The sequence below is a fragment of the Actinoplanes ianthinogenes genome, assembly GCF_018324205.1.
Taxonomy (GTDB): domain Bacteria; phylum Actinomycetota; class Actinomycetes; order Mycobacteriales; family Micromonosporaceae; genus Actinoplanes; species Actinoplanes ianthinogenes.
In genome coordinates this window covers 155870-169150 of record NZ_AP023356.1, presented here as the reverse complement: position 1 = coordinate 169150, position 13281 = coordinate 155870, and the positions used below count along the sequence as shown (strand labels likewise).

12 protein-coding genes are annotated in these 13281 nt (G+C 73.0%); 11 read left to right on the top strand and 1 reads right to left on the bottom strand.

Going from position 1 to position 13281, the window contains the following annotated elements; all coding sequences use genetic code 11:
- Positions 1-162 precede the first annotated feature (162 nt).
- The 4 genes from Aiant_RS45355 to Aiant_RS00765 all read left to right on the top strand — a co-directional run bounded on the left by Aiant_RS45355 (position 163) and on the right by Aiant_RS00765 (position 4403).
- Positions 163-426, top strand: coding sequence for a sensor histidine kinase (locus tag Aiant_RS45355; RefSeq protein WP_425322654.1), 264 nt, complete (start codon positions 163-165; stop codon positions 424-426).
- 116 nt (positions 427-542) lie between these two features.
- Positions 543-3362, top strand: a complete 2820-nt coding sequence (locus tag Aiant_RS00775) for an FAD-binding and (Fe-S)-binding domain-containing protein (RefSeq protein WP_189334098.1) — start codon at positions 543-545, stop codon at positions 3360-3362.
- A complete protein-coding gene (locus tag Aiant_RS00770; protein WP_189334099.1) occupies positions 3359-3754 on the top strand; it encodes a GNAT family N-acetyltransferase in 396 nt (131 codons plus the stop codon). The genes Aiant_RS00775 and Aiant_RS00770 overlap by 4 nt, the downstream gene beginning before the upstream one ends.
- A gap of 238 nt (positions 3755-3992) precedes the next feature.
- A complete protein-coding gene (locus Aiant_RS00765) occupies positions 3993-4403 on the top strand; it encodes a hypothetical protein (protein ID WP_189334100.1) in 411 nt (136 codons plus the stop codon).
- A gap of 7 nt (positions 4404-4410) precedes the next feature.
- Here the strand turns inward: Aiant_RS00765 and Aiant_RS00760 are convergent, their stop codons facing one another.
- Positions 4411-5385: a ketopantoate reductase family protein gene (locus Aiant_RS00760; RefSeq protein ID WP_189334101.1), complete on the bottom strand. Its 975-nt coding sequence runs from the start codon at positions 5383-5385 to the stop codon at positions 4411-4413.
- Between the two features lie 146 nt (positions 5386-5531).
- Here Aiant_RS00760 and Aiant_RS00755 point away from each other — a divergent pair, with 146 nt between their 5' ends.
- Genes Aiant_RS00755 through Aiant_RS00725 form a run of 7 tightly spaced genes read left to right on the top strand, consistent with a single transcriptional unit; the run spans position 5532 to position 13142 of the window.
- Entirely contained in the window at positions 5532-6269 is a 738-nt protein-coding gene (locus Aiant_RS00755) for an alpha/beta hydrolase (protein WP_189334102.1), read from the top strand.
- Complete coding sequence (locus Aiant_RS00750; RefSeq protein ID WP_212846886.1) at positions 6266-7954, top strand: ABC transporter ATP-binding protein; 1689 nt, start codon at positions 6266-6268, stop codon at positions 7952-7954. Before Aiant_RS00755 ends, Aiant_RS00750 begins: the two co-directional genes overlap by 4 nt.
- Positions 7944-9692, top strand: coding sequence for an ABC transporter ATP-binding protein (locus Aiant_RS00745; RefSeq protein ID WP_212846884.1), 1749 nt, complete (start codon positions 7944-7946; stop codon positions 9690-9692). The genes Aiant_RS00750 and Aiant_RS00745 overlap by 11 nt, the downstream gene beginning before the upstream one ends.
- 47 nt (positions 9693-9739) lie before the next feature.
- The gene (locus Aiant_RS00740; RefSeq protein WP_189334104.1) at positions 9740-10612 is read left to right on the top strand and encodes an ATP-binding cassette domain-containing protein; all 873 of its coding nucleotides are present in this window, start codon (positions 9740-9742) and stop codon (positions 10610-10612) included.
- Entirely contained in the window at positions 10609-11388 is a 780-nt protein-coding gene (locus tag Aiant_RS00735; RefSeq protein WP_189334105.1) for an ABC transporter permease subunit, read from the top strand. Before Aiant_RS00740 ends, Aiant_RS00735 begins: the two co-directional genes overlap by 4 nt.
- A gap of 18 nt (positions 11389-11406) precedes the next feature.
- Complete coding sequence (locus Aiant_RS00730) at positions 11407-12498, top strand: sensor histidine kinase (RefSeq protein WP_189334106.1); 1092 nt, start codon at positions 11407-11409, stop codon at positions 12496-12498.
- The gene (locus tag Aiant_RS00725; RefSeq protein WP_189334107.1) at positions 12495-13142 is read left to right on the top strand and encodes a response regulator; all 648 of its coding nucleotides are present in this window, start codon (positions 12495-12497) and stop codon (positions 13140-13142) included. Before Aiant_RS00730 ends, Aiant_RS00725 begins: the two co-directional genes overlap by 4 nt.
- Positions 13143-13281 lie beyond the last annotated feature (139 nt).

Here is a 13281-nt window from a genome sequence, read left to right as displayed (position 1 = left end):
TCCTGCCTCCGACCCGGCCTGGCGCTCCGTTCAGCGGCCGATCCTTCCCCAGGCGTGGTGTCCGCGGACGCGGAGGTCAGCAGAGGATTTGATCAAGCCGGTCGCGGCACCGGAGTGATTCCCCGGATCGAACTCAGCGCCCGCACCCGGGTCGACGGCACCGTGCTCGTCGAGATCGCCGATCGCGGCATCGGCATTCCCGCCGCCGAACGACCCAGGGTCTTCGACGCGTTCCACCGCTGCGCCAACAGCGGCGGCTATCCCGGGACCGGCCTCGGCCTGGCGATCTGCAAGCGGATCGTCGAGCGCCACGGCGGGCGGATCGGCGCCGACGAGAACCCGGGCGGCGGAAGCCGCTTCTGGTTCACCCTTCCCGGGGCCGCTGGTCCCGCAGGCGGGCCGGAACCCGCGGCGGCGCGTTCATGATCGGCAGCGGTGCGTGTGACCTAGTCCCGAGCTGCGGGAAGCCTCCGCCACCCCGACCTAGGCTGTCGGTAATGTGCGAGCCGCCCCGCTACACCGCCTACAGATTGCCCTGATACGTGACAACCGCAGCGATCTCCACCGACCTGGTGCAAGCCCTGGCCCGAGCCGGCGTCCCCGACGTGCTGACCGATTCGGCACACCGTTCGGCGTACGCCAGCGACGCCTCCCTCTACCGGGTCGTGCCGCAGGCGATCGTGCGGCCGCGCCACGACGACGATGTGGCCGCGACCCTGCGGGTCTGCCGTGAGCTGGGCATTCCGATCACGGCCCGGGGTGCGGGCACCTCGGTGGCCGGCAACGCGATCGGGCCGGGCGTGATCCTGGACTTCAGCCGCCACATGAACAAGGTGCTGGAGGTCGACCCGGAGACCCGGACCGCCCGGGTGCAGGCGGGCACCGTGCAGGCGGTGCTCCAGGCGGCCGCGAAACCCTACGGGCTGCGGTTCGGGCCGGATCCGTCGACGCACACCCGCTGCACCATCGGCGGCATGATCGGCAACAACTCGTGTGGCTCGCGGACCCTCGGATACGGGCGGACCTCGGACAACACGGTCGCGCTCAGGGCGTTCACGGTCGACGGCGAGGTGCTGGTCACCGGGCCGGAGCTCAGCGGCGCGGAGAAGACCGTCGCGGCGCTGCGGGACGTGATCGGGGCGCACCTGGCGGTCGGCCGGACCGAGTTCGCCACCTTCGGCCGCCAGGTCTCCGGCTACGCGGTCGAGCACCTGCTCCCGGAGAACGGGTTCAACCTCACCGAGTTCCTGGTCGGCAGCGAGGGCACCCTGGCGATCGTCACCGAGGCGACCGTCCGGCTGGTCGCCGACCCCGCGCACCGCGTGCTGGTCGTCCTCGGTTACCCCGATTTCGGTACGGCCGGCGACGTCATCCCGGCGATCCTCGAGTTCACCCCGACCGCCTGCGAGGGCCTGGACCACCGGATCTGTGATGTGGTGCGCAGCCGCCGCGGACCGGACGCCGTCCCGCCGCTGCCCAGCGGCACCGCCTGGCTGATGGTGGAGATCGCCGGCGACGACCTGGACGAGGTTCGCGAGCGGGTCCGGGGCCTGGTCGCCGCGTCCGAGGCGGTGGACCACGTGATCGTCGAGGACACCGCGAAGGCCGCGCCGCTGTGGAAGATCCGCGAGGACGGCGCCGGGCTGGCCGGGCGCGCCCCGAGCGGGCTGCCCGCGCACGCCGGGTGGGAGGACGCCGCGGTGCCGCCCGCCAGGATCGGGGCGTACCTGCGGGACTTCGACGCGCTGTGCGCCCGGCACGGGCTGGCCGTGATGCCGTACGGGCACCTGGGCGACGGCTGCGTGCACGTGCGGCTGGACTTCCCGCTGGACTCCCCGGGCGGGCCGGGCAAGTTCCGGGCGTTCCTGGAGGACGCGGCCGACCTGGTGGTCAGCTACGGCGGGTCGCTGTCCGGCGAGCACGGGGACGGGCGGGCGCGCAGCGAGCTGCTCAGCCGGATGTACTCGCCCGAGGCGATGAACCTGTTCCGGCAGATCAAGCACACCTTCGACCCGGGCAATCTGCTGAACCCGGGCAACCTGGTCGACCCGGATCCGGTGGACGCGAACATCCGGGTGTCGCAGGCGCGCAAGGTGACGGTGCCGCTGGCGCTGGCGTATCACCACGACGGCGGGGACTTCAACCAGGCCGTGCACCGGTGCACCGGGGTGGGGAAGTGCCGGGTGGACACCACGGTGCTGGGCGGGGTGATGTGCCCGTCGTTCCTGGCCACCAGGAACGAGAAGGACTCGACCCGTGGGCGGGCGCGGGTGCTTCAGGAGATGCTGGACGGGGATTTGGCGCCGGACTGGCGGGCGGAGGCCGTACACGACGCCCTTGATCTTTGTCTGTCCTGCAAGGGCTGTGCTTCGGACTGTCCGACCGGGATCGACATGGCGGCCTACAAGTCCGAGGTTCTGCACCAGAGCTACAAGGGGCGGACCCGGCCGCGGTCGCACTATTCGCTGGGCTGGTTGCCGCGCTGGTCGCGGCTGGCGTCCAGGATGCCGGCCGTCGCGAACCTGATGACCAGCCTGCCGGGGATCCGGGGCCTGGCGCTCTACCTCGCCGGGGTCGACTCGCGGCGGTCGATCCCGACCTTCGCCGCCAAGACCTTCAAGTCGACTTTCAAGCCGATCAAGACCGGTAGACCCGTCATCGTCTTCGTCGACAGCTTCACCGACCACTTCGCGCCGGAGATCGCGCAGGCGGCCGTCGACCTGCTCGTCGACGCCGGATACGCGCCCCAGGTGACCAGCAAGAAGGCGTGTTGCGGGCTGACCTGGATCAGCACCGGGCAGCTGGACGCGGCCCGCCGGATCCTCGGCGTCACGGTGAACGAGCTGCACCAGGCGGTGAAGAAGGGCATCCCGATCGTCGGGCTGGAGCCGTCCTGCACCGGGGTGCTGCGCAGCGACGCGGTCGAGCTGGTGGACACCGAGGCGGCCCGCGAGGTGGCCGCGGCCACCAAGACCGTCGCCGAGCTGCTCGCGGCCACGCCGGGGTGGACGCCGCCGTCGCTGGACGGTGTCCGGGTGGTCGCCCAGCCGCACTGTCACCACCATGCGGTGATGGGCTGGGAGGCCGACGCCAAGCTGCTCAAGCAGGCCGGGGCGACGGTCAAGCGGCTCGGCGGGTGCTGTGGCCTGGCCGGGAACTTCGGTGTGGAGCGCGGGCACTACGAGGTGTCGGTGCAGGTCGCCGAGCAGCAGTTGCTGCCCGCCTTGGAGAAGGCCGAGGAGGGCGACATCTTCCTGGCCGACGGCTTCTCCTGCCGCACCCAGGCGGACGACCTGGCCGACGTCTCCGGCATCCACCTGGTGCAGCTGCTGGCCGGCGCCCTCCCGGGCAGGAAGCGGTGATCCGCAGCTTCCGCTGGGACGACTACGACGCGGTCGCCGCCGTGTGGGCGGCGGCCGCGCGTGAGGTGGTCCCGCGCGCCGAGCTGGAGCTGAAACTGGCTCGCGACCCCGAGCTGTTCCTGGTCGCGGTCGACGGCGAACGGGTCACCGGGGTGGTGCTGGGCACCTGGGACGGCCGCCGCGGCTGGATCCTGCGCCTCGCGGTCGACCCGGCCCGCCGCCGTGAGGGAATCGCGACGGCGCTGGTGCGGGAGCTGGAGGGCCGGTTCCGGGCGCTCGGCTGCCCCCGGATCAACCTGCTGGTGATGCCGGAGAACGAGGCCGGCCTGCGCTTCTGGCAGGAGCTCGGCTACCTGCCGATGCCCGACGTGCTGTGCACCAAACCCCTTTAAACCCATTTTCGGTACGACCTGAGCGTCCATCCTGATTTGTCGGTGACGCTACGACCGGCTGGAGCGCCGAGCCGGACAGCGACACGCCGAAGAAGGACTCGTCCGACGGTTATCAGGAGTGTCCGAAGCCGGCCGCGGTCTTCAAGAAGGCCGACCCGGCGGACGACATCTCCGCGGGTTTCACCTCGCCCGGCGATGCGGATCTCCGCGAGGTGTGCAGGCGCCTAGGATCACCGGAGTGACCGGGACGGCGCAGTGCGTGAGCCGCAGCTGCACCAGCGGGTGGGGCGACTGGATACACGGTGAGCTGTGGCTGACACCGGACGCGCTGGTGCGCCGGCGGCTGGACCTGTCCGAGACCATGGCGAACGGGACCGGGCCGACGGTCCGGCCGCCGCTCCCGGTGGCCGGCGCCGACTGGTTCGCCTACCACCGGGAGGCGATCCTGGCCGAGCATCGCACCAACCGGTACTTCGCCTTCGACGCGATCGCCACGGCGCGGCTGCGCCACGGAATCCTCAACGACGCGCTGCGGATCACGCTGCGCGACGGCACGCGGCATCGGCTGCTCTGGCTGACCAGCGATCCCGCTCATGCGATCCTGTTCGGCGCCCTTCCCGGGCTGCTCGGGCCCCGGCTGTTCCGCTGAGCGCGGATCACCCGGCCGGGACCGTGTCCCGCAGGTCGGCGTCGTCCAGTGAACCGGCCGGGGTGCCCTCGGCGAGCGCGCGGTGCAGGCGGGCCTGGATCGCGGCGGCGACCGGCGTCGGCACGCCGTGCAAGCGTCCGAGCAGCACGATCTCGCCGTCCAGGAAATCCGTCTCGGGCAGCGTCGATCGGGTCAGGCTCTGCCGGGTCGAGCTGCCGGCCTGGGGGTGGGTGGGGATCTCCACCGAGGTGAACGTGCCCCGATCGGGGGTGGCCGGGGTGATCCCGGCGGCGGCGTAGACCGCGGCCGCCTCGGCTCGCGCTCCGGCCAGTACGGCGTCCCGCAGCGCGCTGGGCCGGTAGAGGGCGTCGAGCGTGTTGAGCAGGTTGCCGAGCAGCTTGGCGGCCTTGTGCGCGGTGATGTCCGGGACCACGTGCACGGTGAAGCCGCCCGGGCGCAGTCCCGCCGCGACCCGCTCGGTCACCTCGTCGCTGCCGGCCGGATAGCGGCCGAGGAACAGCACGGCCGGGACCGGCTCGGCGTGGTTGACCACCTCGCCCGGCACCAGGTAGGTCGCCGGGATCCACACCACGCCGCCGATCACGTGGGCGAACGAGCGGAGGGCGGTCCGTTCGTTGTCGAGGCCGTTCTGCAGGGTGATCAGGGGCAGGTCGGTGGCGGCGACGCCGGTCCGGCCGTCGGCGCGTTTGACCGGGCGCCAGGCCCACTCGCGGACCGCCGCCGCGGTGTCCTGCGACTTGGTGGCCAGCACCAGGACGTCGGTCTCGGTCAGCTCCACCTCTTCGGGTCCGGCCGCTACCGGGATGCGCAACCGGTGGACGCCGCCGGGGCGTACGTAGGTGAGCCCCTGCTCGCGCAGCGCGGCGAGCTGGGCGCCGCGGGCGACCAGCAGCGTGTCGGCTCCGGCGCGGTGCAGCTCGGCGGCGACGGATGCGCCCACCGCGCCCGCGCCGATCACCACGTAGCGGAGAATCCGACCTGTTTCGCCGATGGGCTCGGTAGGACTTGATGACGAACTCATGCGGGTCAGTATGGCCCGCCGAGAAGGGCTTGGACAGGTGATCTAAAACCTATTAGGTTGGTGGGCGAACTAGGAAAGGCTGTCGCATGACCCTTGCTACCGGGGACGCCGTCCGCACCTGGACCGAGCCCGACCCGATCCCGCTGCGCGGAACGCTGATCCTGCTCCCCGGACGCGGCGAGTCGCCCGGCGTCTACGAGCGCTTCGGTCGCCGGCTGGCCGCCGACGCCTACCGGGTGCACGCCGTCACGGCGCCCAGCGACGACCCGGCCCGTGCCCGGGAGCAGGTGACCGCGTTGCTGACCGGCGCCGACCCGGTGAAGCCGCGGATCGTGGTCGGGTCGGACGCCGGGGCGGCGTACGCCGCGAGCCTGGCCGCGACCCGCCGACTGCCCCGCGCCTCCGCGCTGATCCTGGCCGGTCTGCCGGCCGCGCCGCAGGCCGCGCCGCACCGGGACTGGGCCGCCGAGCTGGACGCACGTACCACCTGCCCCACCCACCGCGGGCGGATCAGCGACGGCGAGGTCCGCCCCGGACAGCTCTTCACCGACCTGCCCGCCGACTGGTTCCACCCGGACGATCCGGGCGAGATCACCGTCCCGGTCCTCGGCCTGCACGGCGAGAAGGACCCGGTCAGCCCGCTCGACGGCGTCCGCCGGTGGTACGCCTCGGTGCCCCGCGCCGACCTGGTCAGCATCGCCGACGCCCCGCACGACGTGCTCAACGACCGGAACCACCGCACGGTGGCCGCCTCGATCGTGCTGTTCCTGGAACGCCTGCGCGCCGGCGCACCGATCGCCCGCGCCGAGCGGAAGAACGCGTGATCGATCTGCGCCACCGGTCCGCGCTGGCCACCCAGTTCGCCGGCGCCCGGGCCAACCCCGGCGCCGCGGTCGTCGCCACCGTGGCCGGGCTGATCAACGGATCCACGATGGTGGCCGGCGCGTCCGCGATCGCCTGGGCCACCGACCACCTGGTGGTGCCGGCGCTCTCCGGCGACCGGGTGCCGGCCCGTGCCTGGTGGCTCAGCGCGCTGTTCGTCCTCGGCGTCTCGGCCACCCGCTGGCTGACCATCCTGATCCGCGGCGTCGCCACCGGCCGGGTGCAGTACCGCGCTCAGGCCGAGACGCGGCGTGCCGTCGTGCACCGCTACCTCGACCTGCACCCGGACTGGCATCGGGAGCGCTCGCCCGGCCGGCTGCTCGCGCACGCCGGTGGGGACGTCGACGCGATCTGGTCGCCGATGCAGTTCGCCTATATGGCGGTCGGCATGGTGGGCATGCTGCTGCTCGCCCTCACCGAGCTGTTCCACCAGGCGCTCGGCCTCGGCCTGGTCGGCGTCGCCCTGGTCGGGCTGGTGTTCGCGCTGAACGTGACCTACCAGCGGCTGCTCGCGCCGCGGGCCCGGGACGCGCAGGCCGCCCGCGGGGTGGTCAGCGGAGTGGCGCACGAGTCGATCGCGGGCGGGCCGGTGGTGCGCAGCCTGGGGCTGACCGAGCGGGAGGACGGCCGGTTCGCGCCCGGGGTGGAGAAGCTGCGGGTGGCGGATCTGCGGATGGCCTCGATCAGTTCGGTCTTCGACCCGCTGCTGGAGCTGCTGCCGACGGCGGCGGTGCTGGTGGTGCTGGTGATCGGGGCACCCCGGGTGCAGCAGGGAACGCTCAGTGTGGGTGCGCTGGTCGGCGTGGTGTACCTGCTGATCACGATCGCCGTTCCGTTGAACGTGATCAGCCGGTTCCTGTCGATGCTGCCGATGTCCTCGGCGGGACGGGAACGGGTGTATGGGGTGCTGGGGAGTGCTCATCGCGTACGCGAAGGGGACCGGACGCTGAGCGGACCGCGAGCGATGCGGGTGGAACTGCGCGGCGCCGGCGTCAGCCGGCAGGGCCGGACCCTGCTCGCGGACCTCGACCTGGTGCTCGAACCGGGCACCGTGACCGTGGTCGTCGGCGCGGTCGGCAGCGGCAAGACCACGCTGCTCGACCTGGCCGGCGGGCAGATCCACGCCGACACCGGGACCGTGCTGCTGGACGGCGCCGACGTGCGCGAGCTGACCGGGGCCGCGGTGCCGGCGCACGTCGCGACGGTGCCGCAGAGCCCGTTCCTGTTCGCCGAGTCGATCCGGGACAACCTGGTGCTCGACGGGTCCTACCGCGACGACGAGCTGTGGGACGCGCTGCGGCGGGCGGCGGCCGACGAGATCGTGCGCGGCCTGCCGGATGGCCTGGACACCGTGGTGGGTGAGCGGGGCGCCACCCTCTCCGGCGGGCAGCGGCAGCGGATCTGCCTGGCCCGGGCGCTGCTGCGGCGGCCCCGGCTGCTGATCCTGGACGACTTCACCTCGGCGCTGGACGCCCGGGTGGAACAGCAGGTGCTGGCCGGCCTGGCCGCCGAACCCGGCCCGACCGTGCTGATCAGCACCAACCGGCCGGGCCCGCTCGCGCTGGCCGACCAGATCGTGACGCTCCGGGACGGCCGGATCGAGGATGAGGTGCCGATTGTCCACTGAGCTGCTGACCGACCTGAGCGGGATCGGGCCACGGCGGCTGATCGCCGTCGCGGTCCGGGAATCCCCGCAGTTGCGGCAGGGCCTGGCCGGAACGGTGCTGCTCGCGCTGCTGGCCGGCGCCGGCCGGATCATCGCGCCGCTCACCGTCCAGCACGTCGTCGACGCGGGGCTCGCGCCCCACACGGTCGGCCCGGCGGTCGCGGTGGGCGTCGGCGCGGTGCTGCTTGCCGGTACGTCCTCGCTGCTGCTCAACCGCCGTCTGCAGAGCCGGGTGGAGGCCGCCCTGGCCGGGTTGCGCCGGGACGGGCTGCGCCGGGTGCACGACATGGCCGCCTCGACCGCCGACCGGGCGCCCAGCGCCGACCTGGTCAGCCGGTTGACCAGCGACCTGGACCAGGTGACCACGTTCCTCCAGGGCGGCGGCATCCAGTTCGTGACCAACGCGGCCCAGTTGCTGATCGCGACCGGGATCCTGCTGGTGTACGGCTGGCAGCTGGCGGTGCCGGTGCTGCTGATCACGGCGGTGCTGATCGCGGCGATGACCCGGACCCAGCGGGTGATCGGGCGGCGCTTCGACCGGGCGCGCCGGGATCTGTCGGCGATGCAGAGCGTGGTGGCGGAGTCGGTGATCGGCGGACCGCTGATCCGGTCGACCGGGACTCAGGAGCGGACCCGGGGAAAGCTGGACCGGGCGGTGGAGCGGGCGCGGGACAGCCTGATCGGGACGCTGGTGCCGCTGCACGGGAACGCGTCGCTGGGGGAGTTGGCGATCTCCACGATGACGGTCACCGTGTTGCTGGGTGGCGTCTGGTGGGGTGGGTTCACCGCCGGGCAGGTGGTGGCGATGGTGTTCCTGGTGACGTTCTTCGTCCGGCCGTTGCAGTTCGTGGTGCAGAGTCTCGGGGAGGCGCAGAATGCGCTGACCGGGTGGCGGCGGGCTTTGGAGTTGGTCACCACGCCGTCGGGCCGGGTCGTCGGTGGCCTCGCGGTGCCGGCCGGGCCGGTCAGCGTGGAAATATCCGACATCTCTGCGCGTTATCCCGGCGGGCCGCTCGTGCTGCACGGCGTCTCGGTCCGGATCGAGGCGGGGGAGCACGTCGCCGTGGTGGGCCGGACGGGCTCGGGGAAGTCGACGTTCGCCAAGTTGCTCACCCGGCGCCTGTCGCCTTTCTCGGGAAGTATCCGTTTGTCGGGGATCTTGCTGGAGGAGCTGGGCGAGCTCGCCGGCCGCGTGGTGATCGTGCCTCAGGACCCGTTCCTGTTCGACGGCACGATCGCGGACAACATCCGCATCGGTGTCCCGGGCGCCGGTGACCAGGACGCCCGGCGGATCCTGGATCGGCTGGGGCTAGCCGATTGGCACGCCAAGCTGCACCTGGCGGTCGGCGTCGGCGGTGAGCGTCTCTCCATCGGGGAGCGTCAGCTGGTCGCCCTGGCCCGCACCGCGCTGGTCGACCCGGACCTGGTCATCTTCGACGAGGCGACGTCCGGGATCGACCAGGAGACGGACGCCGCCGTGCAGCGTGCCCTGGCCGAGCTGACCCACGGCCGCACGACCATCTCGATCGCGCACCGCATCCCGACCGCCGAGGCCGCCGACCGGGTGCTGGTCTTCGCCGACGGCCGTCTGGTCCAGTCCGGCCCGCACCACGCGCTGCTGGACGAGCCTGGCCCTTATGCCGCCCTGGTCGACGCCTGGCACTCGACCGAGGTAGTAGGCCGGCCGGTGCGAAGCTAGACCGTGGGTGGGTCCGGATCCGGGCCGGGATTTCTAGCGTCGATGCCATGATTGAAGTCGACGGATTGGTGAAGCGATTCGGAACGACGACCGCGGTCGACGGGTTGTCGTTCGAGGTACGCCCGGGACGGGTGACCGGCTTCCTCGGCCCGAACGGGGCGGGGAAGTCGACGACGATGCGGATGATCCTGGGCCTGGACCGCCCCAGCGCCGGCCGGGCGACCGTGGCCGGGCGGGCGTACCGCGAGCATCCGGCACCGCTGAAGGTGGCCGGCGCCCTGCTGGAGGGCCGGGCCGTGCACCGCGGACGCACGGCCCGCGAGCACCTCCTCGGACTGGCCCGGACCCACGGCATCGGCCGGACCCGGGTGAACGAGGTCCTGGCCGAGGCGGGGCTGGCCGCGGTCGCGACCCGCCGGGCCGGCGGTTTCTCGCTCGGCATGGGCCAGCGCCTCGGGATAGCCGCCGCGCTGCTCGGCGACCCCGCGGTGGTCATCCTCGACGAGCCGGTGAACGGCCTGGACCCGGACGGCGTGCTGTGGATCCGGACGTTGCTGCGGCGGCTCGCCGCCGAGGGCCGTACGGTCCTCGTCTCGAGCCACCTGATGAGCGAGATGGCGGTGACCGCGGACCACCTCCTGGTCATCGGTAACGGACGGTTGCTCGCCGACACGGCACTCGACGATCTCCTCGGCCAGGACCGCTGCCTGGTCCGCTCCTCCGACCCGGACGGCCTCCGCGACCTGCTGACGGCTCGCGGGGCGACGGTCACCGCACCGGCGACCGGCCTGCTGGAGGTCGCCGGCCTGGGCATCGAGGAGATCGGCGCGACCGCGGCCGCCCGGCACCTGGTGGTGTACGAACTCACCCCGGTCAAGGCGTCCCTGGAGCAGGCCTACATGGCCCTGGTGCGCTCATGATCCGCGTGACCTTCCCCCGAGTCCTCGCCGCCGAGTGCGGCAAACTGCGTGCCCTGCGCTCCACCTGGGCGATGTTCGGCGTGGTCGCGATCCTCACCGTGACCCTGGCCGGAGTGATCGGCTGGAACGCCAACCGGCTGCCCGGCGCCTCCAACACCCCCGCCGAGATCATCGGCCGGGCCTTCCTCGGCGTGGACGTGTTCTCCCTGGTCCTGGGCGCGTTCGGGATCATGGCGATCACCGGCGAGTTCGGGTCCGGGCTGATCCGGGCCACCTTCGCCGCGGTGCCGCGCCGCCTGCCGGTCCTCGGGGCGAAGGCCCTCGCGCTGACCGCCCTGGCGGTGCCGGTGATGCTCCTGGTCTGCGTCGCCTCGCTGGCGGTCAGCCAGTCGTTCGCCCCGGCCGCGGACCGGCTCGGCGCGGGCGACCCGGATGTCCTCCGGGCGGTCCTCGGAGCGGCCGCCGCACCGGTCGCGCTGGCCCTGTTCGGGCTCGGGCTGGGTGCGGTGCTGCGGCACTCGGCGACCGCCATCACCGTCTACGTGCTGCTGGTCCTGGTGCTCCCGGCGCTGCTCTCCGGCGCCCTGCCCGAGTCGGTACGCGACCACGTCGTCAAGTTCGTCCCGGTGGCCGCCGCCCAGGCTCTTTACGCCGTCCGCAGCGACGGCAACCCGTTCACCATGCTGTCTCCCGGCCCGGCCGCCGCCGTCACCCTGGCCTGGGTGCTGCTGGCGCTCGCGGCGGGCGGCGCGGTGCTGTGGAGGCGGGACCCGTGACAGGTCCACAATGGGCCGATGAGCCCGCGTAAGGTCGACGCCGGGATCGCCGCGCTGGCCGCCCTGGCCTGCGGCCTCATCCTGACCGGCCGGACCGGCGCCACGGTCGGCCCGACCGGCCCGCCCGACTGGGCGCTGGCGGTCCTGCTGCCCGTGCCGCTGGTCTGGCGGCGGCAGGCGCCGGTCCCGGTCTTCGCGCTGGTGACGGTCGCTTTCTGGGTCTCCCAGGCGGCCGGTCTGCAAGCCCCGGCCGGGTTGCTGGTCGTCCTGCTGGCGCTGCACGCGGTGGCCCGGCACCGCCCGGCGACCTACACCTGGCCCGCGGTGGCCGTCACCCTGCTGCCCGGCCTGGCCCAGCCGAACTGGGCGGCCGTCGTCGCCGTCGGCGCGCTGGTGGTGGCGACCGCCCTGATCGGGATCAGTCAGCGCACCCGCGCGGCCTATCTGGCGAGTCTGGAGGACCGGGCCCGGCTCGCGGTCACCGAGGAACGCGCCCGCATCGCCCGCGAGATGCACGACGTGGTCGCGCACCACATCGCCGTGATGATCGCCCTCTCCGACGGCGCCGCCGCGGTCGCCGGGACCGCGCCGGACCGCGCCGCCGAGGTGATGAGCCAGGCCTCGGCCACCGGCCGGCAGGCGCTGGGCGACATGCGGCGGCTGGTGGGGCTGCTTCGCGACCTGTCGGGCACCCCGTCGGACCGCGCTCCGCAGCCCGGCGTCGACGACCTCGACGCGCTGCTCGACCGGGTCCGGGCGGCCGGTCTGCGGGTCAGCCTGACCAGGGAGGGCACCCCCGGGGCCGGGAACGCCGGAGCCGGCCTGGCGATCTACCGGATCGTCCAGGAGGCGCTGACCAACACGCTCAAGCACGCCGGGCCGGCCGCCCGCGCCGAGGTGACGGTGCGGTACCACGCGCGGGGCGCCGACGTGACCGTGCTGGACGACGGAGCCGGCCGCGGCGCCCGGCCGGCCGCCGCCGGGGAACGGCACGGGCTGGCCGGGATGCTGGAGCGGGCCGCGCTGCACGGCGGCACCGTCGCGGCCGGCCCGCTCCCCGGCGCCGGCTGGCGGGTGCACGCCACCCTGCGTTCCGAGCCGGTCCGATGACGGTGTCGGTGCTGCTGGTCGACGACCAGCCGCTGCTCTCGCTCGGATTCCGCCTGGTCCTGGAGGCACAGCCGGACCTCGCCGTGGTGGGCGAGGCCGGCGACGGAGCGCAGGCGGTCCGGATGACCCGCGCGCTGCGGCCGGACGTGGTGCTGATGGACGTCCGCATGCCGGTGCTGGACGGCATCGAGGCCACCCGGGAGATCGTCGGCTCGGGCAGCCCGGCCCGGGTGCTGGTCCTGACCACGTTCGATCTCGACGAATACGTCTATGCCGCGCTGCGGGCCGGCGCCAGCGGCTTCCTGCTCAAGGACGTGCCGCCGGCCGACCTGGTCAGCGCGATCCACGCGGTGGCCGGTGGGCACGCGGTGGTCGCGCCCGTGGTCACCCGGCGCCTGCTCGACACCTTCCTGCCGCGGATACCGGTGCGGGTCGCGGCCGACGCCCGGCTGAGCCTGCTCACCGAGCGGGAACGGGAGGTTCTGGTCCTGGTCGGCCGGGGCCGCTCCAACCAGGAGATCGCCGCCGAGCTGCACGTCTCCGAGGCGACGGTGAAAGCGCACGTCGGCAAGCTGCTCAGCAAGCTCCAGCTGCGTGACCGGGTGCAGATCGTGGTCTTCACCCACGAGCAACGCCTGATCTGAAGCCGCCCGCACGCAGCCGGCTCCTGTCTTCGGGCGGATTGATGTGACCGAATGGCCAATGTGTCGGGCGTGGACCCCGTTCGAGTGGCATCGTCACTGGTCAGAGTGGTTTGCCGGAGAACCGCTCCGCGGGTCGCGT

Excerpts from the sequence above, each read along its gene's own strand:
- Aiant_RS00755 (WP_189334102.1), top strand. The coding sequence starts at position 5,532 with ATGACCCTTGCTACCGGGGACGCCGTCCGCACCTGGACCGAGCCCGAC.
- Aiant_RS00740 (WP_189334104.1), top strand. The coding sequence starts at position 9,740 with ATGATTGAAGTCGACGGATTGGTGAAGCGATTCGGAACGACGACCGCG.
- Aiant_RS00735 (WP_189334105.1), top strand. The coding sequence starts at position 10,609 with ATGATCCGCGTGACCTTCCCCCGAGTCCTCGCCGCCGAGTGCGGCAAA.
- Aiant_RS00730 (WP_189334106.1), top strand. The coding sequence starts at position 11,407 with ATGAGCCCGCGTAAGGTCGACGCCGGGATCGCCGCGCTGGCCGCCCTG.
- Aiant_RS00725 (WP_189334107.1), top strand. The coding sequence starts at position 12,495 with ATGACGGTGTCGGTGCTGCTGGTCGACGACCAGCCGCTGCTCTCGCTC.